The following is a 21,983-nucleotide window of genomic DNA, read 5'->3' as shown; positions in this document are numbered from 1 at the left end:
TGTTTTTCCAATTCCAGAGAGTCTCTGACCCTACGTTGTGATGAAATGATTTGTCTCCGGGTAATCAGCATTGTATTAGGTATTCATCCTATGAGACCGTTGCATAGCAGGCCAATTGCTTCGTTGCTTGCGAGATTCGCACTTGGTCATTTACCTGAAGTAAACTCCCTGTGCGCTCACTCTTAGCGCCTTGCACTTTACCTGCTATGCAACAGTCTCCAATAATATTCGTTAGGCTTATAATCTTCAATCCCTTAGTGTTGAGTCATCAGAACAGCTCGAGCTTTAGCTACTCCTTTTCGGAAGCCTTATTAGCGACTTTACTGTGGGTTATTTTCACTTTATACCCACACTTCTTATTGGAGGGTTTTTGTCTTTGAGCAATGGCTGTTAGCCGTAATTACGTTATCTTTGCCGTAGAAATAAATACAATTGGTACAGAATATGTCAATAATATCATCATTGGAGCATTCAGTAAATCAAGCTGTAAAAGCTCTGTACGGTGTGGAGCCTGCTGCTGAGCAGATACAACTGCAGAAAACGAAAAAGGAGTTTAATGGTCACTTGACACTTGTGACTTTTCCCTTGCTCAAAATATCTCGAAAAAGCCCCGAGCAAACAGCTACGGAGATAGGAGAATACCTCAAAGAGCATGACTCTGCTGTGTGCAGTACTGAAGTGGTCAAGGGTTTTCTGAACCTTACTATTGCTGCTGCGTCGTGGATAGAACTGCTCAATGAAATTCGCACGGACGAGAATTTCGGACACCGTTCTGCTACGGATTCCAGCCCGCTGGTGATGATAGAATATTCCTCACCTAACACCAATAAACCTCTCCATTTGGGTCATGTGCGCAATAACCTGCTTGGATATAGCTTGGCTGAAATACTCAAAGCCAACGGTAACAAGGTGGTGAAAACCAATATTGTAAATGACCGTGGCATTCATATCTGCAAATCGATGCTTGCATGGCAGAAGTGGGGTGAAGGCATTACTCCTGAGAAAGCAGGTAAGAAAGATGATCATCTCATAGGTGATTTCTATGTCCTTTTTGATAAGCATTACAAGGCTGAAATAGCTGAGCTCATGCAACAAGGTAAATCTAAAGAAGAGGCAGAGGCTGCTTCATTATTGATGATGGAAGCCCGTGAAATGCTCAGAAAATGGGAGCAAGGTGATGATGAGACAGTTGCTCTGTGGCGTACTATGAATGACTGGGTATACAAAGGCTTCGACGAAACCTACAAAAAGATGGGTGTGGATTTTGATAAGATATATTACGAATCCGAAACCTATCTGGTAGGAAAAGAAGAGGTGCTGAGAGGACTCGATGCGGGACTATTTGTCAAAGATGATGATGGTTCTGTATGGGCTGATCTTACCGATGAGGGGCTCGACCGTAAGATACTTCTCCGTGCCGATGGTACATCGGTGTATATGACTCAGGATATAGGAACGGCAAAGATGCGATTCCTCGATTATCCTATAGATAAGATGGTCTATGTTGTGGGTAATGAACAGAACTATCATTTTCAGGTTCTTTCTATCCTGCTTGATCGCTTAGGATTTGAGTTTGGTAAGGGGCTAGCTCACTTCAGTTACGGTATGGTTGAGTTGCCCGAGGGCAAGATGAAAAGCCGTGAAGGTACTGTAGTGGATGCCGACGACCTGATGGATGAAATGATAAAAACTGCTGCCGATATTGCCCAAGAAATGGGCAAAGCCAAAGAAATGCCCGCGGAAGAAGCTTACGAAATAGCTCGTAAGGTGGGATTAGGATCGCTGAAGTATTTTATCCTCAAAGTAGACCCTCGCAAGAATATGACCTTCAATCCCAGAGAATCTATAGACTTCAATGGCAATACAGGTTCATTTATACAATATACTTATGCTCGTATCTGCTCCGTGATACGCCGTGCCGGAGAATCGGGTATGGACATCCCTGCAACCATCACTACAGATCTCAAACTTTCCGAAAAAGAAGAGGGGCTAATCCAAAAGATCTCGGAATATGCCGATGTTGTGAAGGAAGCGGGCTATACCTATAGTCCTGCATTGATAGCCAATTATGTGTACGACTTGGTCAAGGAGTACAATCAGTTTTATCACGACTTTTCTATTCTCAGAGAAGAGAATGATCAGCTAAGGTCGTTCCGCTTGGCACTCTCTCAGACTGTGGCTTCTGTAATCCGTAGAGCCATGAGTTTGCTGGGGATTGAGATGCCTGAGCGTATGTAATTATTTTTGAAGAGGGCATTATTTGCCTGTTATTTTATATATATGAGATTTTCCCCTGATAGCGATAGTCAATTAGCTGCGGAGCTTACTCCATGGCTCAGTTCATTGCAACTTACTCAAGATCTTGCCCATGTCAAGGTAGCAGCTTTGGTTAGTGGCGGTGTAGATAGCTCTGTGGTGGTGCATCAGTTGTGTGCTGCGGGCTTCAAACCTTCTCTATTCTATATTCAGATCGGAATGGATCAGGATGGTTTTGAGGATTGTTCGTGGGAAGACGATATAGAGATTGTAAAACTCATGGCTCGCAGGTATGATTGTCCTTTTGAGATTGTATCGCTTCACGACGAATACTGGGACAATGTGGTCCAATACACGATAGACACTGTAAAGAAAGGCCTTACGCCCAATCCTGATGTGATGTGTAATAAGTTGATTAAGTTCGGCTGTTTTGAGCAAAAATGGGGACATGAGTTTGATTACATAGCTACCGGCCATTATGCTACCACCACACTAGTGGATGGTGTCACTTTTCTCTCCACGGCGAAAGATGCTGTGAAAGATCAGACAGATTTTTTGGCTCAGATCAATTTCAAGCAGGTTTCCAAATTGATGTTCCCTATAGGTCATCTGCTCAAAAGCGAAGTACGTGCCATTGCTGAGCGGGAGAAGTTGCCCAGTGCCCATCGCAAAGACAGTCAAGGAATATGCTTTCTGGGCAAAGTCAATTATAACGAATTTATTGAGCGTGCTTTGGGTACTCAGCCAGGACGTATCATAGACCGTGATACCGGCAAGGTTTTAGGCAAACACAATGGGTATTGGTTTCATACGATAGGGCAGAGAAAGGGGCTTGGCTTGAGCGGCGGTCCTTGGTTTGTGGTCAAGAAAGACGTCAAGCGCAATATCATTTTGGTGAGCCGGGGGTATGATCCTGAGGATCAGTATGGGCGCAATATTGAGATGCACACTTTCGATTTCATTTCGTCTGATCCATGGCGTTTGCAAGGAAAAGCATCGCCGGTAGAGCATCCCGATATACTCACGGAGCCTTTAGCTATTACTTTCAAGATCAGGCATACTCCAGAATTTACCAAGGGGCTTTTACATTATGATCCGGTAATAGGATACCGTATTGAAAGTGAAGACAAAATCCAGGGCATTGCTCCGGGGCAATACGGTGTAGTCTATGACCGTGATCATCAACTTTGTTTTGGTAGCGGCATGATTACAAAAGGGTACTAGCTGATTCTTTTTACTCTTGGCTAAAAGTAGGGTATTACAAAATCATAACTACCCCCAAAAACATCACCTAAGGTATAGATGTCGGCATCTTTTCCTCCCCATTCCTGTAAAATTTTTACGGAAAGCAATATTCACTTGTACATTTGCTCGTAATACTTCAGATAATCACCCGAGGTTACATTGTCCAGCCATTCTTGATTGTCCAGATACCAGCGTACCGTTTTCTCAATACCTTCTTCAAATTGGAGCGATGGTTCCCAGCCCAATTCTTCTTTCAATTTGGTAGAGTCTATGGCATACCGCAAATCATGCCCGGCACGATCGGTGACATAGGTGATAAGATGATCGGATGTTCCTGCTGCATTTCCCAACAAACGATCTGTAACACGAATTAATACCTTGATCAAATCAATATTTTTCCATTCATTGAATCCTCCTATGTTATAGGTATCGCCATCCTTCCCTTCGTGAAAAATAAGATCGATAGCATGGGCATGATCTTCTACCCAAAGCCAGTCTCGCACGTTTTCTCCACGACCATATACCGGTAAGGGCTTATTGTGCCTGATATTATTAATAAAAAGAGGGATCAGTTTCTCGGGAAATTGATATGCTCCATAATTGTTGGAGCAGTTGGAGATAACCGTAGGCAGACCATAAGTATCATGATAAGCCCGTACAAAATGATCACTGCTCGCTTTGCTTGCAGAATACGGAGAGTGCGGATCATACTTGGTCTCTTCCGTAAAGAATGTCTCTCCCATAGCCAATGCACCATAAACTTCATCGGTAGAAATGTGATAGAATCGTTTACCCTTAAAGTCTTTTGCCCAAAACTCCTTTGCTGCTTGCAGGAGGGTGAGGGTACCCATCACATTGGTACGAGCAAAAGTAAACGGATCTTTGATACTTCTGTCTACATGACTCTCGGCTGCAAGATGTATCACACCATTGATCCGATGTTGTTCCATTAGCTTTACGATGCCTTCGTAGTTACAGATATCCTCTTTCACAAAGGTATAGTTGGGCCTATTTTCAATGTCCCTCAAATTGTTCAGGTTGCCCGCATAGGTGAGTTTATCCAGATTGATGATATGATAATCGGGGTATTTGTTTACGAGCAAACGCACTACATGAGAGCCGATAAATCCGGCCCCTCCTGTGATAAGAATATTATGAGTAGTAGTGTGGGATGTATGAGCCGAATAGCTTGCCTCTTCCGGCTTATTGTGAGATATCATTTGTAAATCCTTGATTGTTTCTTTATTATATTTCTTCCTGTCTATCTATCTTTATTCACGAGTGTGAGTATTGCATTGTGCATGATATGTAGAAGAGTTTATTGTGCATTACTCAACTCGTGAGATTACTCTGTACAATTTTTATCATGAACATGCTTTGCAAATATACAGAAAATAAAAAGCTACCCAATGTCTCTACCTTATGATTTGCCTGTATCCCAAACCTCTTATTTACTTATCTGAGTGAAGAGACAAGTTTGTCAATATTTCAGCGATGGAAAGAGATACTAACAATCTAATACTCTTTTTGGACGAAATGATAGCCTTGATACATCGATCTTCAGGGCAACCGCATCAAAACATAAGGTATTGATATTCAGATTCCGTTTTTATCGTTCACCGTCATTGCGAGGGCTCCCGCCCGAAGCAATCCAGAAAGTCTTATTTTGGTTTGTTTGCTGGGTTGCTTCGCCTTTGGCTCGCAATGACTGGCGGTAGCGTGGTTACTTTGGCTATAGTGTGTTTATCGCTTTCCGTCATTGCGAGGGCTTTCGCCCGAAGTAATCCAGAAAGTCTTATTTTGGTTTGTTTGCTGGGTTGCTTCGCCTTTGGCTCGCAATGACTGGCGGTGGCGTGGTTACTTTGTCTGTAGCATGTTTATCGCTTTCCGTCATTGCGAGGGCTTTCGCCCGAAGCAATCCAGAAAGTCTTATTTTGGTTTGTTTGCTGGGTTGCTTCGCCTTTGGCTCGCAATGACTGGCGGTAGCGTGGTTACTTTGGCTATAGTGTGTTTATCGCTTTCCGTCATTGCGAGGGCTTTCGCCCGAAGTAATCCAGAAAGTCTTATTTTGGTTTGTTTGCTGGGTTGCTTCGCCTTTGGCTTGCAATGACTGGCGGTGGCGTGGTTACTTTGGCTATAGTGTGTTTATCGCTTTCCGTCATTGCGAGGGCTTTCGCCCGAAGAATAGGGTTTGATTATCAATAAATTGCCTTATCGGCCTAAATTTGATGCGGTAGCCCTACATCGATCTTCTTTCTTCATTCTTTTATCCAAATCATTGTCGTATCAAAATCTACTACAGACCCCTCAATCCCCACCCATTTCTTCACGGTTTTCGGTAAGCCGAGGGCAGAGCCAAATACCTATTTGAGCTATGCCAAGGCGAGAAGACCTGTAGTCTTGCTAACTAACGGTTTTCGGTAAGCCGAGGGCAGAGCCAAATACCTATTTGAGCTATGCCAAGGCGAGAAGACCTGTAGTCTTGCTAACTAACGGTTTTCGGTAAGCCGAGGGCAGAACCAAATACCTCCTACCAGAATAATATCAATGCAGGTCGCTTTCCCCTTGGAGAAGAGGGCAGTGGGATTGATCACATTGCCATTGTTAAATTATTCAGGATTGTAATTGATATATAGAGCGTGGTAAAGAGATCAATCCGCCTTCTCCCTTGAAGTGACCCGAAAGTTGAACCGTTTAAGTATTACATATTATCTGAAGTTCAAAACTGTTTCTTAACTTTACTGCAAAACTCACTATTTATGAAAGGAATTGTATTGGCCGGAGGTTCCGGTACACGCCTTTACCCCGTAACCAAAGGGGTAAGCAAGCAGTTATTGCCTATCTATGACAAGCCTATGGTATATTACCCTTTGTCCACACTGATGCTTGCGGGCATTCGCGATATCTTGCTGATTTCTACTCCTGATGATCTACCTTCTTTCAAAAGATTGTTGGGCGATGGGGCTGATTATGGCCTTAAACTTACTTATGCCGAGCAACCTTCTCCAGACGGACTTGCACAGGCGTTCCTTATTGGTGAGCAATTTATAGGTAATGATGATGTTGCTTTGGTTTTGGGCGATAACATATTTTATGGACAGAGCTTTGGTCGTATGCTTACTGATGCTGTGGAAGCTGTGAGTAAACAAAGGGCGAGTACCATTTTCGGCTATTATGTCAATGATCCGCAGCGTTATGGCGTGGCAGAGTTTGACGAAGGCGGCAAGGTTATCAGCCTTGAGGAAAAGCCTATTCAGCCTCGAAGTAATTATGCCGTAGTAGGTCTTTATTTTTATACCAATGATGTTGTCAAGATTGCCCAAGAGATAAAACCCTCAGCACGTGGCGAACTGGAGATCACAAGTGTAAACCAAATCTATATGCAACGGGATCAGCTTCGCTTACAGCAACTCGGCCGTGGCTTTGCATGGCTCGATACAGGTACGCACGAGTCTTTGTCCGAAGCATCTAGATTTGTTGAAGTCATCGAAAAACGTCAAGGGCTAAAAATTGCTTGCTTGGAGGAGATTGCTTATCATCAAGGCTGGATTACTCGTAGTGATATAAGTCGCCTAGCTGAACCCATGAAGAAAAATCAATATGGGCAATATCTTCTTTCGCTGATTTAAACCACACCTTAATCCTATAAGGCTTTCCTTCATGTCTTCTTTTATGAGGCCAATCTACACTCTCTTTAGCTAACGGTTTTCGGTAAGCCGAGGGCAGAGCCAAATTCCTATTTTAGCTATGCCAAGGCGAGAAAACTTGTAGCTTTCTAAAGGGGGAAATACCCAAGTACCGTCATTAAACCATCACTATGCCAAAGCAAGAAAACCTGTAGTTTACTAAAGTGAGAGGCAACAACGAAGTAACCTTTTTCACGATAAGATAAGCTATGCCAACTTACTTCCCCCTCATTTTCACAAGCACCCCCAATATCCAAAATCTTTCACCCAATTGATTTGTATTTTATTATATATAAACGTGTTGTGATTTTATTTTAAAAATAATTGCCCAAAAGCTTGACAAGGGGTATCCGATGTTGTATATTTGCAGAGTAACCCAAAGACGTCGGGGTTACAACCATTTATTTTACAATTTATTTACTTTTAATTTTATTTTATCATGAACTTCAATCTATCCAAAAGCGTAGCCAAAGTAGGTCAAAACAAAGGCAAGGTAGTTTATTTTGCAAAGCCTGAAAAAGTAAGAACCATTTCATTTGATGAAGTCGTAACCGATATTTCCGATGCAGGCTCGCTCACTGTTGGTGATGTGCGCAGTGCTATTGAGCGTTTGTCCTATATTTTGCGTCGAGAGCTTCTCAGGGGAAATTCTGTTTGTCTCAACGATCTCGGTACCTATCGTTTTTCTTTCGGGTCCAAGCAACATACCGATCCCGAGAAAGTGGATAGCTCTTCAGTGAAAAAGCCCCGTTTGGTCGTTGCCAAATCAAAAGCCATGCGCCAAGCTCTCACAGGCATCTCCATCAATGTAATGGATACCGACAAGCTCAAGCCATCATCCAAAGGCAATAAACCTGACAATAATACGCCCGTCAATCCTAATCCCGGCGTTACGCCCGGTACAGGACTCTAACGAAAAGTAAACACCGGGTACATCACAAAGCACCATAATCACCCTAAGCAATTCCGCTGATCAGGACAATAAAGTCCGGTCGGCGGAATTTTTTTAGCTTATTTACATCATTCCCGACCTGTCGTTCTTCAGAGCGATGGGTCGGGATCTCTTGTTTTTTCAAGTTACGTTTCACTTTTTTTCTAACTAAGAACTATTATTTTCTTAGTTACGCTACCGGGTACACGTAGTTAGGAAAATATTACAACCTAACTAAGAAAATAATAAAGCCTAACTAAGAAAAAAGTGATAGTAAAAAAAACGTTCCGACAGAGAAATGCCATTTGACAAAACTTTGGAACCTTAATTTGAGACTTAATAATTTGGAAATCATGTTAATAATGCATAAATATAATATATTGTTTCATGAATAGTTAGTCGTCCCTTAAAATCGTATTTATTTTCTGATATACAGTAAATTACACTCTTTTGTTCTTTGATAAATCTGCAAGTTTTTGTATCTTTGGATGTAGAAACTTGCAGATTTTTTTATGATACGCCCTACTCAAACAGTTCGATCACTGTTCTCTTCGCTGGACGATTTGCTCAACCAGCAACATCCTCTGTATAAACTTTCCCATAAAATCGATTGGAAAAGGTTCGAAGAGGCTTTTTCTTCCTTGTATTGCCCAGACAATGGTCGTCCCGGCAAGCCTATTCGTTTAATGTGTGGTCTTTTAATTCTCAAGCATTTGCGCAATATTTCAGATGAATCTGTTGTAGAACAATGGAGTGAGAACGCTTATTTTCAATATTTTTGTGGCATGCAGGAGTTTACACCCTCCTTTCCCTGCAATGCCTCGGAACATGCCCCCCTTACCCCTTCGGAGCTCCAAAGAGGGGCTCCGAAGAGGGCTTTCTCACATTATCCGACACAATGGGACACAATTATCCCCGGAGTTCGATAAAGGTTAAAGGCGATGCTTTCGATAACGTTCTGAGTGTGTGCTTTTGCTAACCCTCGGTAGCGACATCGCCCTCCATGGAACCACCTACAGATGCTTCCAAAGGTACGCTCGATGGTGCTTCGTATAGGGCTTATAGATTTATTAAAGGCTTTCTGCATATCCGTTAACGGTGTATTGCGATGAGACTTGTGCATTATCCCATCTCGTAATCCATGACTTTGTAAGTATGCTCTATTCTCCTGAGAGGCGTAACCTTTGTCCGCAAGAACAGGTGTCTCTTTGGGAATTTCCTCTCCTTCCAATAGTGGGATGAACTCCTTCGTATCACTACGATTGGCAGGAGTGGTAATCACCTTTTGAACTATCCCTTGAACATTCGTCATCACATGTTTCTTGTATCCATACCGGTATCCATGCTTGTACACCCATCTGCCTTCTTCATCGGTTCCTTTGCGCTGACGAACCACGGTTTTCTGATAATCCGCCTCCGCCTTCTTAGCTTCCTCGCTACGTGTATCTTCACGATCCTCGGCCACCTCAATCGTGATACAGCCATTAGGCTTGTGGGGGGTATCTACAATACTTGCATCCACTAATACGCCTTCTCTTACTGAAATATGATGCTTGGATAATTGCTTGTTAAACATCTTTAAGAGTGGATCCATTAGATTAAGCTCTGTCAAGGAGGTACGAAACCGACTCACCGTGCTGTGATCCGGTGAAACCTCTTCCAGCTTCAATCCTAAAAAGCGAGAAAAAGAAATGGAATCATTTACACGCTCCTCCAAGGCAACGTCGCTGAGATTGTACCACGTTTCCAAAAGCAACATCTTAAAAAGAAGTATCACATCATAGGCAGGTGCCCCAACTGCATTCTGTCTCTTCGTGTATTTCTTATTGATCAACGTACGGATGGGGCGCCAATCAATCAATTGGTCAATTTGATTCAAAAATTCATTTTGAACCTTACGATATCGTCTCTGATAAAGAATGTCTCCAAAGGTTACATCCCCTTCTTGTGTGTTTTTTTGCTTGTTTGTCATAATAAACTACTGAGTTTTATACTACAATATACTAAATATATAGCTAATATACAATCTATTAAGACTGTTTTTTGCCAACTTACCGTGCAAAGGTCTCAAATATTGAAAGACGGCATAATAAATAGCTCTGAATACCTGACTATCTCGATGAGCGTTTTGGTATGCAACAGTAGACTTGGAGGGGGCACGACTTATTCCTAAGTGATTGAGATTGCCATTGGCAGAATGAAGACCATTGGAAATATCTCTAACCGAATCGCAATTAGAGAATTGACAGAACATCATGCTCATGAGCTGACTCCACGTGTCATAGCCCTTACAGTGCTTGTCTGTCTTGGCGTTGCGAATGATTGTTTTGATTTTTTCTTTCGGCAGTTGGCCGATTGCTTGCGCAAAGAGTGTTATATTTGACATAGGAAGTAGAGGAGTTGAGGGCTCTTTGCTAAGGTAACTATTTTGTGACTTAGCTCTACTTCCTTTTTCTTTAATCTACAAAACGTTTAGGACAACATTGGATCTACGGGTTAAAATTTTTAGTTTGTATGCCTAATTTTTCCTATTCTACTAATATCTCAACAAAATTTAAAAAATAATCAATAATAACCCTATTTTGTGCTACCTTTGTGCGGATAAAAAAAGATAGGTTTTAAAACTTCTTTTAGGTATAAAAATATAGGATCCAATTACAAAAATATAGATGATTATATGAAAAATAAATTTAGCTCTGTATTTTTTAATTAAAAACTTAAAGTTTAAATCTTGTTTTAATCGATTGGAAATGGAATATATATATTATATTTTTCTTTTAATAATTACTCTTTTTTTTGCTCTTATGGGCTATTATACAAGTAAAAGAAGAATAGATTATTTTTCTTTTATAATTCTGATGGGGCTTTCAATCATAGTTCGGCAAAATTTACATAGTGATATGATTGTATATGCTGATACAATTAAATATATTCATTTGTTTGAGCTACTAGATAATGGATTATACTATGTGAAAGAAGGCCTGTTTTGGCTTACTTCTGCATTTTTATGCCAAAATATTTTTGGAGGACATGTTGAGCCTGTTTTTTACTGTTGGGATGCTATTTGCTTCATTATATTAATATCAATCAGAAATAGATTAAACCTTCCATATTATTTTTTACCGCTTTATTTTATAGCCTTTAGTGGGGTTTTTACATTTCAGAATGTTTATAGGCAATTTATCGCGACTTGCATATTTCTATATGCATTATCTCAGTCTTTAACAGGAGGGAGATATAGATACACCATATTTCTTTTTTTTATAGCTACCCTTATTCATAATTCAGCACTATTGTTTTTGGGAATTCTGCCTATAATTAAAACAAAATCTGGTTTAAACATGTCAAAGTATATCTTTATGATATTGGCAGTGATTATTATTCTACCTTTTGTTGCTAAAACAGATTATGATTTTAATACGGGTTTGAATTTAAATCTACTCTACTCTTTATTGATTTTATGCTTAGGATTATTAATTATTTTTAAATTGAAGTTTTTTAAAAATAATAAAGGCTTGAACCGAATAATTATTCAATATACATTATATATTATGTTAGTATCAATCTCCAGTTCAGCAATAATGGGAACATCTCTTTATGTTGAGCGTATTTCTATATACTCTTTGCAGTTACTAATCCCTGTCCTTTGTTTGATAATAGAATATAATAAATCTATATCCTCTAAAATATCATTGAGATTTTTTTTAATATTTTTATTGTCAATTCCAACATTTGTTTTTCCTGCGACTTTAAGTATGTTAGAAAATTCTAAATGGTTATTCGATTAATATAAAATGAATATTCATATAGCTTTAAAGAGATTTTATATTTCCCAATTAGGTAAAGATATTTTATATTCTTTATTTGCTCAAATTGTGATATTTATTACGGCCTTTATCGTAAATAAAATTATTAGTAACCATTTGGGAATTGGAGGATTTGGTGCATATAATATTATAAAAAGAAGTGCAAATTTACTTGCTGTATTTATTGTTGGAGGGATGAATATCGCACTACCTCGGTTTTTTGCTATGTACAAAGCTCATCTTAAATATCATAAACTATGTGTTTTACAAACATCTTCTTATATAGTAGTTTGTATTAATATCCTAGTTTTAATTATATTTATGCTATTATATCCATCTTTATCTGTAGATTTGTTTTTAGGTAAAAACTTTGGGCATGAATGGCTTTATACACTATTTTTTTATTCTTTAAGTCTAGCTTTAAATAGTATGGTTTTAGCTTATTGTAATGGAAATGGAAAGTATAAAGAGTTTAATGTTATTCAGATTATAACCCAGCTTTTTTATGTATTTGGAGCTGTTTTTTTTTCATTTGATTGTAAATGGCTATTTTTTGTATGGAGCATGCTTATTTTCATTTATTCTCTATTTAAGTTAATCTTTTATACAAGACAAAATCATCTTTTGATTTTGAGATCTTTTAAGTATAGAATTTTAATGATAAAGAAGATTGTTCTTTACGGTTTCCCAAGAATGATAAGTGATATGTTAATGAACTTGGGTGATTTTATTCCTTTACTTATAATTCAAGTTAAATATGGTAATATATCTTTAGGTCTTTTTTCTGCGGCTATATCAATACAGTTGCTCATTGCTCCTCTTTTTGCTTTTACGGGTAATGTAATATTACAGCGAGTTAGTTTATGGAACGCAAAAAAAGAATTCAAAAAGATTTCTAATATGATATTTATTATGGGGGGAATATTTGTTATAATAGCTCTCTTTGGTGCATTTATTATATCATTATTTAGTGATATATTATTAAGGCTATTCTTTAATGACGAATTTCTGCTTGCTAAGAATATGGCTTCAATTCTTGCTTTCTCATTAATCCCAAGATCATTATACTTATTGCTTAGAAATCCACTAGATGCCATATCTTCTTTCCCATATAATTTATTAACCATGCTTTTACGTATTGCTTTATATATTTCCCTATTATATTCTTCATCAAATGTTGAAGAATGTGCCTGGGCATATTTGTGGAGTTATACTTTGGCTGGAGTTTTATCTATCTTTTTTTGGCTCTTTGCCTTTAAAAAAATTAGAAAAAAAATTATAATTCATAAGTGAAGTCTTTTTGAGAATGATATTTTAGATTATTTTAATTAAAATTATTATAGATAATGAATGAGAAAGTGATGATTGATATTAATCAATATCGATTATACAAAGGATGTCTTGAGTTTTACGACGATTTATATCTAGGGAAATTTCAAGATAAAAAATCTTTAAATCTTTTAATGAAGAAATCCGGGGCTCTATTTATAAAACAAGTTTATGACTTCGATTGTACAGCTGAGACTAATTTTTGGTATATCATTCAAGATAAATTTATTGAAATTGATAAGTTTAAATCTAAAAATGTGAAAAAACAGATTAGGAAATCATTATCTACATACAGGTATGAATTAGTTACACCAAAAGAAATGCATAATGTAGGATATAAAATATATTGTGAAGCTTTTTTAAGATATGGAAAAGATAAACCAGACATGGATGAAAATATGTTCCATGAGTATCTTGACGAGGCAATTTCTAGAGGTGTTGAATATTGGATAGGTTATCATGTTGAAGATAATTTACCAGCTATGTTTGAAGCTGTTTTAGTTCAGAAAGATTGTGTTGTTGAAGAAATGGAGAAATTGAGTGTATACTACACTAAAAATAATCCTACATATGGATTGAATTATGAATTAACACGTTATTATCTAAAAGAAAGAGGTCTTAAATATATAATTGCAGGTTCTAGGAGTTTAACAGAGCATAGTAATGTCCAGAATTTTTTAATTGATAAATTTGAATTTAGAAGAGCCTATTGTAGAATTCAACTCCATTATCAGATGAAAATAAAAATTGCTATATTTCTTTTAAAACCATTAAAAAAAATATTAAAACCCTTTTTCCCTTCTTCAATTAGTTCTATGTTAGTATTAGATAATATTTCAAATATAAAATGATGCATAAATTTCTATTGCTATATTCTTGGTTTATATATACAATCATGTTTTTTTTTCCTGATATTCCGGTATTGATGAGGTTAAGGGGCTTTTTGTATGGCCTTATGATGAATAAATCTGGACGAAATTTTCAGGTGGCACATGATGTAATTTTAAAAAGCTTAGAATATATTTCAGTTGGAGATGATGTTTATATAGCCAATATGAGTATTATTATAGCTGGACGAAGCCATATTACATTAGAAGATCAAGTGATGATTGGTCCAAAATGTGTGTTAGTGGATGGTAATCATGGTTTTTATAATCAGTCATATCGTTTCGCTAAAGGAAGTAGTGCTCCTATAATATTAAAATATGGTTCATGGGTTGCTGGAAATTGTACTGTATTAGGAGGATCAATACTGCCCAAAGGCTCTGTTCTGGGAGCTAATAGCTTGTTAAATAAGCCCTATAAAGAATCTAATTCGATTTATGGAGGATTACCTGCTAAACATATTAAGCAGATCAGGCAATGAAATTATAACTATTGCAAATCATTAGAATATTATTTACGTAAAATTTTGTCATAATGGATATTTTCTTTAAATATGATAAAGAGGGGGATGAGACCTTGCTAATGAGAAATTCAGATATAAAAATAACTTATCCTTTAAAAAGTTTTCATGATGTAATTTGGCATATATTATCATTTTTTAGATTTATTTGTGGACAAAAGTCTGCTCGGTTTAGAAGATGGACTCTGATTAATTCTAAAGGAGAGGTAATAAGTTTTGCTCATACAATTGGTAAAATTTTTCAATTCCCATTTATGGAAAATGATGGAATTCATATTGGACCATGTGAAACGTCTATAGATAATAGGGGAAAGGGGTACTATCCATTGATGCTTAATTATATTATACATAGCATGCCTAATAGTAATTTTTATATGATTGTTGATGAGTATAATATATCTTCAATTAAGGGGGTTCTGAAGACAGGGTTCAAGCCATTTGCATTTGGGCGGAGAACAAGATTTTTAAAACGATACATCATCGTTGAACATATTAATGAAATTTAATTATGAATATAGCAATTGTAGGTACCGGATATGTAGGTTTGGTAAGTGGAGCCTGTTTTGCAGAAATGGGGATAACTGTTTACTGTATTGATATAAATGAGGAGAAAATAAATAGTCTCAAAAATGGAATTATGCCAATTTACGAGCCTAATTTGGATACTTTAGTAATAAAAAATGTCAATTCTGGAAGATTGTTCTTTTCAACAAATTTGGCAGAAATCTTAGATAAAGTAGAAATTATTTTTTCTGCGGTGGGCACTCCTCCTGATGAAGATGGATCAGCTGATCTAAGATATGTTTTAGATGTTGCGAAAACTATTGGCTCTAAAATGAATGATTACAAGCTAGTTGTTACGAAAAGTACAGTTCCAGTAGGTACCGCTGAAAAAGTCAGATCTGCTATAAATGGAGAACTTCAAAAACGAAATATTAATATAGAATTTGATGTCGCATCAAATCCTGAATTTCTGAAAGAAGGCGATGCTATTGAAGATTTTATGAAACCTGATAGAGTTGTAGTAGGTGTAGATTCAAATAGAGCTAAAGAACTCATGACCAAACTTTACAAGCCTATGTTATTGAATAACTTTAGGGTTATTTTTATGAATATTCCATCTGCTGAAATGACGAAGTATGCTGCAAATTCAATGCTTGCTACTAGAATAAGTTTCATGAATGATATTGCTAATCTTTGTGAACTTGTGGGAGCCGATGTTTCTATGGTTAGAAGAGGAATTGGATCGGATTCGAGAATAGGTACGAAGTTTTTATATCCTGGGTGCGGTTACGGTGGTTCTTGCTTTCCTAAAGATGTAAAGGCAATTATAAATACAGCTAAACAAAAAGGCTACAGGATGCGTGTATTAGAAGCAGTGGAAGAAGTGAATGAAGCACAAAAGAATATTCTTTTTGAAAAATTTATTGATTATTATGATGGGGATGTTAAAGGAAAGCGAATAGCACTTTGGGGATTAGCTTTTAAGCCTGGAACGGACGACATGCGCGAAGCTCCTTCATTAGTTCTAATTCGTTCTCTGTTAGATGCAGGCTGTGATATTGTTGCTTATGATCCTGTAGCTTTGGATGAGGCTAAAAGAAGGTTGGGGCATAGCATATCTTATGCAGATGATATTTATGGAACTGTTTTAGATGCAGATGCTATTTTTCATGTTACAGAATGGAAGGAGTTTAGAATGCCAAATTGGGAAATAATCAAACGCTCTATGCGTACACCACTCATGATTGATGGTCGTAATGTTTTTGATTCAAGCGAATTAGACGGTTTTACATATTTACAAATTGGGGGAAATGCGAAAAATAAATGATACAGATCAACTAGTATCAATTATAATGCCATCTTATAATGCTTCTAGATTTATTTCAGAGGCAATAGAGTCTGTCATTGCTCAAACATACTCATTTTGGGAGCTTATTATTGTCGATGATTGTTCACAAGATAATTCACTAAAAATAATTAATGATTACATTTTAAAAGATGACCGTATTAAAGTTATACCTTTAAAGTCAAATGTAAGTGCAGCTGAGGCCCGCAATATTGCTTTAAGAAATGCTAAAGGTCGGTTCATTGCTTTTCTTGATAGTGATGATGTGTGGAAATCAGACAAATTGATGATTCATATTAATACAATGAGAAATAATAATTGGGCCTTTACTTTTTCTAATTACGAATTAATGAGGGAAGATGGCACCTTACTCAACAAAGTAATAGAGATGCCAATTGAAATAGATTACTCACATTACTTAAGAAATACAATTATAGGATGTTTAACAGTGGTGATTGATAAGAAACAAGTTGGTTATTTTGAAATGCCTCTAATAAAAAGTAGCCATGATATGGCATTATGGTTACTAATAATGAAAAGAGGATTCAAGGCTTATTCTATAAAAGAGAATATTGCTATATATAGATTAGTTAGTACGTCGAATACATCGAAAAAATGGAAAGCAGCTCAAGATGTGTGGAGAGTTTATCGTAAAATTGAGAAATTGAATATATTTTATTCTACTTATAATTTTTTAGGTTATACTTTTAATGCAATTAAGAAAAGATTGTAAGATGTTCTTTAAAAATATATTCGATCGTGTGGTGTCACTCTTTGGCTTGATTATTTTGAGTCCTGTTCTCTTAATAGTGGCATTGTTGATTGCAATTAAAATGCCTGGAGGTCCGGTGATCTTTAAACAGAAAAGAGTTGGGCAATATGGTAAGTTATTTACTATGGTAAAATTTCGCTCAATGACTGTTTCACATCAAGGTAGTTCAATATCTGTTGCCGGTGAAAAACGAATAACTCCTTTAGGAGCACGACTACGTAAATATAAATTGGATGAGCTACCTGAGCTATGGAATGTTTTGAAAGGAGAGATGAGTTTTGTGGGACCCAGGCCTGATGTCCCTGGTTACGCTGATAGGTTAGTCGGAAAAGATAGAGAAGTCCTGAAATTAAAACCTGGAATTACAGGGCCAGCAAGTCTTAAGTACAGAAATGAAGAGGAGATTTTGGCATGTGTCCCTGATCCGATAAAATATAACGATGAGGTAATATATCCTGATAAAGTAAAGATTAACTTAGATTACTTACACAATTGGTCATTCAAAAATGACATTCTTATAATCTTAAAAACTATTTTAGGATAACAACAAAGGCGGTCAGATGACCGCCTTTGTTGTTTGTTATTTCAATAGATTCCTTATTACTGAGACAACTCTTTCGATATCATTATCTGTTAGTTTGGATCCGCTGGGTAAACATAGCCCATTATCGAATAGCTTTTCGCTGGTGCCATCTCCATAGAAAGGTGCACTATGGAAGACCGGTTGTAGGTGCATAGGCTTCCATAAAGGTCTGCTCTCTATATTCTCTTCTTCAAGCTTTAGTCTTAAATCTTCACGAGTGAAAGCTGCTTCTTGAGGATTGATAGTGATACAGGTGAGCCAAAAGTTGGAATCAAAGTCAGAAGAAGGATTGTCCATAACCTGAATCCCCTTGACATCTGAGAGCAAATGGATATAAAGCTTGTGAATAGCTCTTCTGCGCTGGATATGCTGATCGAGCACAATCATCTGGCCACGTCCTATACCGGCACAGATATTGCTCATCCTATAATTGTATCCTATATGCTCATGCTGGTAGTGAGGAGCGTTCTCTCGAGCTTGGGTAGCAAAGAACATAATGCGCTGGGCATCTGATTCACTCGAACAGACCAATGCTCCACCACCTGATGTAGTAATCATTTTGTTACCATTGAAAGAAAGTACTCCGAAACGGCCAAAAGTACCACATTTTCTTCCTTTGTATTCCGATCCAATGGCTTCGGCAGCATCTTCTACGACAGGAATATCATATTCTTTGGCAATAGCCATAATCTCATCCATTTTTGCGGGCATGCCATAAAGATGTACCGGAATGATGGCTTTAGGTTTTTTTCCGGTTTGTCGCAGCCTATCCTCAATAGCTTCTCTCAAAGCCTTTGGACACATGTTCCAAGTGTAGGGTTCGCTATCAACGAAGACCGGAGTAGCACCTTGATAAGCTATGGGGTTGGCACTCGCAGAAAAAGTGAAGCTTTGACAGATAACTTCATCTCCTGCTTTGACATCAAGCATTACTAAAGCCAAATGAAGAGCTGCTGTACCGGCACTCAAGGCAACTACATTTTTATTTTGATCTAAAAAACCTACTAAGTCTTTTTCAAATCCATTGACATTGGGTCCTAGTGGAACAACCCAATTTGTGTCGAATGCTTCTTGAATAAACTTCTGCTCATGACCGCCCATATCGGCAAGCGAAAGCCATATACGCTCTTTCATTATATTCTGAATTAAAATTGTATTAAACATTATTACAAAGTTAAGACGATATATGATATTTGTGTCTTAATGAGCATGTAAAATATCGGCTATAGCTAATTTTTGTCAAATGTAGTTGGTTTGCTGTAGAATTGAGTATCTAAGTATAGGTTTTTTATTGTTATTGTATTTTTTTGGTAATAGACTGTAAGACATTACCTCCAATTTGTATATTTATCATGTATAGATCTATTATATTCTGTGCTGACTGTTGGGATATAGGAAAGAAGAAAGCTCCACTTGAATTGAAGTGGAGCCTATGTTATTACAGAAGATTAGTGGTAATGTAATAGCTTAAATCACGGAGGAGATAAACGCTGATTAAAATTTAAATCCTGCGGTAATCAAAGCCGAAGCCATCCATGACTTGGTATCGTTTTTGGTGAAAAGAGGTGAGCCCGCAATGCTGAAATCTTTGTTGTGAACCTGTGCAAGTCCCAGCTGTAATGCTCCTTCGATGAAGAATCGGCTGTATTCGAATCCTACAACTCCTGAAAGTCCTGCATCGAAGTTTTTGAATGGTTTTTGATCTCCATTATTGTGCTTTGAGAAGAGATCTATTTCGGTAACTCCCGATGCGATATTGCCTGAAGAGGCTTTGGCTTTACCAGTAATGCCATAGGCGAAATATGGGCCTGCTCCCAAATATACATTACTCTCACAGCCTGTCTCAAAAGTGAATGTGGCATAAATAGGCATCTCAAGATAAGAAGGACTTACTTTAATTTTAGTATCTCCGTATTTTGTATTTTCACCTTTATTGATAAAACGCAATCCCGGACGGACTGAGAAATATTGATTGACGGGTATATCATATGATACTCCTACGGTGTAACCGGGGTGCATAGTGCCATCACCAAAGCCTTTGATCATTGATAAAGTCAGACCGGCTTGGACACGTAGGCCGATGGGATTACTTTCTTGTGCATGAACGCCACAGATACTAAGACCTGCAATCAGGATGAGTGAGAAAATCTTTTTCATTTTGTACTTTTTTAGAGTTGTATTTTTTGTATAACCATATACAAACAAAAGATGTTTTTGAAGAATTTTATTTGGTCGTAATTTTTCTTCTTTTCTTTGTAGATGTCATGGTCTTTACCTTCCCCCTTTAGCAAGCTACAGGTTTTCTTGCCTTGGCATAGCTCAAATAAGATTTGGCTTTGCTCTCGGCTTACCAAAACCTTGGCGAAGGGGGATTGGGAAAACCAAAGAAAAAGAAATTACCGATTACAACGGGTAGAATTCGGTATAATTTATTAACTTTATAACGATGGTAAAATTTACCGCTATAAAATTTAAGACTTATGAAATTCTATAATCGCACAAAAGAGATAGCTGAATTACAGCGAATAAAAGAGATGGTATACAATGACCACTCTAAACTAACCGTGATAACAGGCCGGCGTAGAATAGGTAAAACATCGCTTATACTCAATGCTCTGAAAGATGACCTGATAGTATATCTTTTCGTGAGCCGAAAAAGCGAGGCAGATTTATGTGGTAGTTTTTGTGCTGAAATAGAGAAGCAGTTAGCTGTTTTTGTTCCGAAGATGGACTCTTTTATCGAGGTATTTCGATTTCTACTGGAACAGGCCAAGATTAAAACGTTTACGTTGGTGATTGATGAATTTCAGGAATTTGTCAATATCAACGAGTCTATTTATAGCGAAATTCAGAACTACTGGGATCAATACCGTACAGTAACAAAAATGAACTTCATCGTCAGTGGTTCGATATATTCTTTGATGACCAAAATATTTCAAGATAACAAAGAGCCCTTATTTGGACGTGCCGATGCGATGATGAAGCTCTCACCTTTTACGACTTCTGTATTGAAGGAGATCATGAGCGATTATAAGCCCGATAGTACAAATGATGAATTACTAGCCCTATACACCTATACGGGTGGAATACCTAAGTATGTGGAGCTATTGGTGGATAATAAAGCCTTGACAATCCCTAAAATGATAAAATATATCTGCCAGAGCGACTCTCCGTTTATTGATGAAGGGCGTAATCTTCTAATTCAAGAGTTTGGAAAAAAATACGGCAACTACTTCTCGATATTGGATGCTATCTCTTCGGGGATGAATACCCAATCGCAAATAGAGGCATTTATGGGCGAGAAAAGTATAGGCGGTCAGTTGAGTAAGTTAGAGACGGTGTATGAGGTAATCAAAAAGCAAAGACCTATTTTTGCAAAGGAGGGCTCTCAAACTGTACGATATGAGGTATCGGATAACTTCCTGCGTTTTTGGTTCAGATACATAGAGAGAAATAGAACGCTGATAGAGCTTGGGAACTACGAAGGGCTGGCTCGGTTGATTAGTAACGATTACCCTACCTATTCGGGCAAGACTCTTGAGTTGTACTTTAAACAAAAGATGCAAGAGGGTTTTGAATATAGAGCAATCGGTTCATGGTGGGAGCCAAAAGGGTCACAGTATGAAGTAGATATTGTAGCTATTGGATTGGATGATAAAAAGGCATTTGTCGTCGAAGTGAAACGTCAAAAGAAAAATTTCAAACCTCAATTACTTGAGGCGAAGATAGCCGTTTTGAAAACTAAAGTGCTAAACAAATATGAGATTGACTGTACATGTTGGGATATTACAGATATGTAATGCGATATAGAGGAAACTGAATAAGAGACCGTTGAATAGCAGGCAAATTGCTTCGTTGCTTGCGAGATTCTCGCTTGGTCATTTACCTGAAGTAAACTCCCTGTGCACTCACTCTTAGCGCCTTGCACTTTATCCTCTCTGCCCGGTCAAAGTGTCTTTTGTCGGTTTTGCCTCCAAAATCCACGAGACTGTTGATTTTTGCAACAGTATCCAAGGGGGATACTGCAGCATTGATATCATTTCGGTCGGAGATGTTTGGCTTTGTTCTCCTCTTACCGAAAGCCGTTAACCAAAGGTGTGAGGCACAAAGCTAGTAAGTCA

General features: G+C 37.7%; 18 protein-coding genes and 1 pseudogene. 14 read left to right on the top strand and 5 right to left on the bottom strand.

From position 1 onward, the window contains the following. Nucleotides 1-444 precede the first annotated feature (444 nt). Both argS and mnmA read left to right on the top strand, forming a co-directional pair. Complete coding sequence (argS, locus tag VYJ22_RS09470; RefSeq protein WP_329903769.1) at nt 445-2,238, top strand: arginine--tRNA ligase; 1,794 nt, start codon at nt 445-447, stop codon at nt 2,236-2,238. 42 nt (nt 2,239-2,280) lie between these two features. Then, on the top strand, nt 2,281-3,480 hold the full coding sequence (mnmA, locus tag VYJ22_RS09465) for a tRNA 2-thiouridine(34) synthase MnmA (protein ID WP_329903768.1): 1,200 nt from the start codon (nt 2,281-2,283) through the stop codon (nt 3,478-3,480). A 131-nt stretch (nt 3,481-3,611) separates the two neighbouring features. Here the strand turns inward: mnmA and rfbB are convergent, their stop codons facing one another. Continuing rightward, entirely contained in the window at nt 3,612-4,721 is a 1,110-nt protein-coding gene (gene rfbB, locus VYJ22_RS09460) for a dTDP-glucose 4,6-dehydratase (RefSeq protein ID WP_329903766.1), read from the bottom strand. Between the two features lie 1,539 nt (nt 4,722-6,260). On the opposite strand from rfbB, the gene rfbA reads away from it, so the two are divergent. From rfbA to VYJ22_RS09445, 3 genes and pseudogenes are all read left to right on the top strand, one after another. Continuing rightward, nucleotides 6,261-7,130, top strand: a complete 870-nt coding sequence (gene rfbA / locus VYJ22_RS09455) for a glucose-1-phosphate thymidylyltransferase RfbA (RefSeq protein ID WP_329903765.1) — start codon at nt 6,261-6,263, stop codon at nt 7,128-7,130. Nucleotides 7,131-7,626: 496 nt separating this feature from the next. After that, a complete protein-coding gene (locus VYJ22_RS09450) occupies nt 7,627-8,100 on the top strand; it encodes an HU family DNA-binding protein (RefSeq protein WP_329903763.1) in 474 nt (157 codons plus the stop codon). Nucleotides 8,101-8,630: 530 nt separating this feature from the next. Continuing rightward, a pseudogene (locus tag VYJ22_RS09445) lies at nt 8,631-8,945 on the top strand (transposase); the annotation flags it as partial. A 59-nt stretch (nt 8,946-9,004) separates the two neighbouring features. Here the strand turns inward: VYJ22_RS09445 and VYJ22_RS09440 are convergent. Beyond that, nucleotides 9,005-10,090, bottom strand: coding sequence for an IS5 family transposase (locus tag VYJ22_RS09440; protein WP_329903762.1), 1,086 nt, complete (start codon nt 10,088-10,090; stop codon nt 9,005-9,007). 21 nt (nt 10,091-10,111) lie between these two features. Further along, on the bottom strand, nt 10,112-10,504 hold the full coding sequence (locus tag VYJ22_RS09435; protein WP_329903760.1) for a DUF4372 domain-containing protein: 393 nt from the start codon (nt 10,502-10,504) through the stop codon (nt 10,112-10,114). Nucleotides 10,505-10,868: 364 nt separating this feature from the next. On the opposite strand from VYJ22_RS09435, the gene VYJ22_RS09430 reads away from it, so the two are divergent. The 8 genes from VYJ22_RS09430 to VYJ22_RS09395 are packed head-to-tail and all read left to right on the top strand — an operon-like array spanning nt 10,869 to nt 17,823. Continuing rightward, nucleotides 10,869-11,906, top strand: coding sequence for an EpsG family protein (locus VYJ22_RS09430; RefSeq protein WP_329903759.1), 1,038 nt, complete (start codon nt 10,869-10,871; stop codon nt 11,904-11,906). A 6-nt stretch (nt 11,907-11,912) separates the two neighbouring features. Further along, on the top strand, nt 11,913-13,217 hold the full coding sequence (locus VYJ22_RS09425) for a lipopolysaccharide biosynthesis protein (RefSeq protein ID WP_329903758.1): 1,305 nt from the start codon (nt 11,913-11,915) through the stop codon (nt 13,215-13,217). A gap of 53 nt (nt 13,218-13,270) precedes the next feature. Beyond that, on the top strand, nt 13,271-14,104 hold the full coding sequence (locus tag VYJ22_RS09420; RefSeq protein ID WP_329903757.1) for a hypothetical protein: 834 nt from the start codon (nt 13,271-13,273) through the stop codon (nt 14,102-14,104). Further along, entirely contained in the window at nt 14,101-14,619 is a 519-nt protein-coding gene (locus VYJ22_RS09415) for an acyltransferase (protein WP_329903756.1), read from the top strand. The genes VYJ22_RS09420 and VYJ22_RS09415 overlap by 4 nt, the downstream gene beginning before the upstream one ends. A 53-nt stretch (nt 14,620-14,672) precedes the next feature. After that, entirely contained in the window at nt 14,673-15,164 is a 492-nt protein-coding gene (locus tag VYJ22_RS09410; RefSeq protein WP_329903755.1) for a hypothetical protein, read from the top strand. A gap of 2 nt (nt 15,165-15,166) precedes the next feature. Continuing rightward, on the top strand, nt 15,167-16,489 hold the full coding sequence (locus tag VYJ22_RS09405; protein WP_329903754.1) for a UDP-glucose dehydrogenase family protein: 1,323 nt from the start codon (nt 15,167-15,169) through the stop codon (nt 16,487-16,489). Beyond that, nucleotides 16,473-17,240 (top strand): glycosyltransferase family 2 protein, encoded by a 768-nt coding sequence (locus VYJ22_RS09400; protein ID WP_329903753.1) that lies wholly within the window; start codon nt 16,473-16,475, stop codon nt 17,238-17,240. The genes VYJ22_RS09405 and VYJ22_RS09400 overlap by 17 nt, the downstream gene beginning before the upstream one ends. Before the next feature lies 1 nt (nt 17,241). Beyond that, nucleotides 17,242-17,823 carry a sugar transferase gene (locus tag VYJ22_RS09395; RefSeq protein WP_329903752.1) on the top strand — a complete coding sequence of 194 codons (582 nt, stop codon included), beginning with the start codon at nt 17,242-17,244 and terminating at the stop codon, nt 17,821-17,823. A gap of 36 nt (nt 17,824-17,859) precedes the next feature. On the opposite strand, the gene VYJ22_RS09390 is transcribed toward VYJ22_RS09395, so the two are convergent. Beyond that, the gene (locus VYJ22_RS09390) at nt 17,860-18,996 is read right to left on the bottom strand and encodes a DegT/DnrJ/EryC1/StrS family aminotransferase (RefSeq protein ID WP_329903751.1); all 1,137 of its coding nucleotides are present in this window, start codon (nt 18,994-18,996) and stop codon (nt 17,860-17,862) included. Between the two features lie 360 nt (nt 18,997-19,356). Beyond that, a complete protein-coding gene (locus tag VYJ22_RS09385) occupies nt 19,357-20,019 on the bottom strand; it encodes a porin family protein (RefSeq protein ID WP_329903750.1) in 663 nt (220 codons plus the stop codon). A 323-nt stretch (nt 20,020-20,342) separates the two neighbouring features. Here VYJ22_RS09385 and VYJ22_RS09380 point away from each other — a divergent pair, with 323 nt between their 5' ends. Continuing rightward, nucleotides 20,343-21,662 (top strand): ATP-binding protein, encoded by a 1,320-nt coding sequence (locus VYJ22_RS09380; RefSeq protein WP_329903749.1) that lies wholly within the window; start codon nt 20,343-20,345, stop codon nt 21,660-21,662. Nucleotides 21,663-21,983 lie beyond the last annotated feature (321 nt).

Origin of the sequence: Porphyromonas pogonae, assembly GCF_036320655.1 — a bacterium.
Classification (GTDB): Bacteria; Bacteroidota; Bacteroidia; order Bacteroidales; family Porphyromonadaceae; genus Porphyromonas; species Porphyromonas pogonae.
This window is presented reverse-complemented; position numbering and strand designations above follow the sequence as displayed.

Bases quoted from the DNA above. Each gene is read 5' to 3' on its own strand.
- argS (WP_329903769.1), top strand. From the start codon at position 445: ATGTCAATAATATCATCATTGGAGCATTCAGTAAATCAAGCTGTAAAA.
- mnmA (WP_329903768.1), top strand. From the start codon at position 2,281: ATGAGATTTTCCCCTGATAGCGATAGTCAATTAGCTGCGGAGCTTACT.
- rfbB (WP_329903766.1), bottom strand. From the start codon at position 4,721: ATGATATCTCACAATAAGCCGGAAGAGGCAAGCTATTCGGCTCATACA.
- rfbA (WP_329903765.1), top strand. From the start codon at position 6,261: ATGAAAGGAATTGTATTGGCCGGAGGTTCCGGTACACGCCTTTACCCC.
- VYJ22_RS09450 (WP_329903763.1), top strand. From the start codon at position 7,627: ATGAACTTCAATCTATCCAAAAGCGTAGCCAAAGTAGGTCAAAACAAA.
- VYJ22_RS09440 (WP_329903762.1), bottom strand. From the start codon at position 10,090: ATGACAAACAAGCAAAAAAACACACAAGAAGGGGATGTAACCTTTGGA.
- VYJ22_RS09435 (WP_329903760.1), bottom strand. From the start codon at position 10,504: ATGTCAAATATAACACTCTTTGCGCAAGCAATCGGCCAACTGCCGAAA.
- VYJ22_RS09430 (WP_329903759.1), top strand. From the start codon at position 10,869: ATGGAATATATATATTATATTTTTCTTTTAATAATTACTCTTTTTTTT.
- VYJ22_RS09425 (WP_329903758.1), top strand. From the start codon at position 11,913: ATGAATATTCATATAGCTTTAAAGAGATTTTATATTTCCCAATTAGGT.
- VYJ22_RS09420 (WP_329903757.1), top strand. From the start codon at position 13,271: ATGAATGAGAAAGTGATGATTGATATTAATCAATATCGATTATACAAA.
- VYJ22_RS09415 (WP_329903756.1), top strand. From the start codon at position 14,101: ATGATGCATAAATTTCTATTGCTATATTCTTGGTTTATATATACAATC.
- VYJ22_RS09410 (WP_329903755.1), top strand. From the start codon at position 14,673: ATGGATATTTTCTTTAAATATGATAAAGAGGGGGATGAGACCTTGCTA.
- VYJ22_RS09405 (WP_329903754.1), top strand. From the start codon at position 15,167: ATGAATATAGCAATTGTAGGTACCGGATATGTAGGTTTGGTAAGTGGA.
- VYJ22_RS09400 (WP_329903753.1), top strand. From the start codon at position 16,473: ATGCGAAAAATAAATGATACAGATCAACTAGTATCAATTATAATGCCA.
- VYJ22_RS09395 (WP_329903752.1), top strand. From the start codon at position 17,242: ATGTTCTTTAAAAATATATTCGATCGTGTGGTGTCACTCTTTGGCTTG.
- VYJ22_RS09390 (WP_329903751.1), bottom strand. From the start codon at position 18,996: ATGAAAGAGCGTATATGGCTTTCGCTTGCCGATATGGGCGGTCATGAG.
- VYJ22_RS09385 (WP_329903750.1), bottom strand. From the start codon at position 20,019: ATGAAAAAGATTTTCTCACTCATCCTGATTGCAGGTCTTAGTATCTGT.
- VYJ22_RS09380 (WP_329903749.1), top strand. From the start codon at position 20,343: ATGAAATTCTATAATCGCACAAAAGAGATAGCTGAATTACAGCGAATA.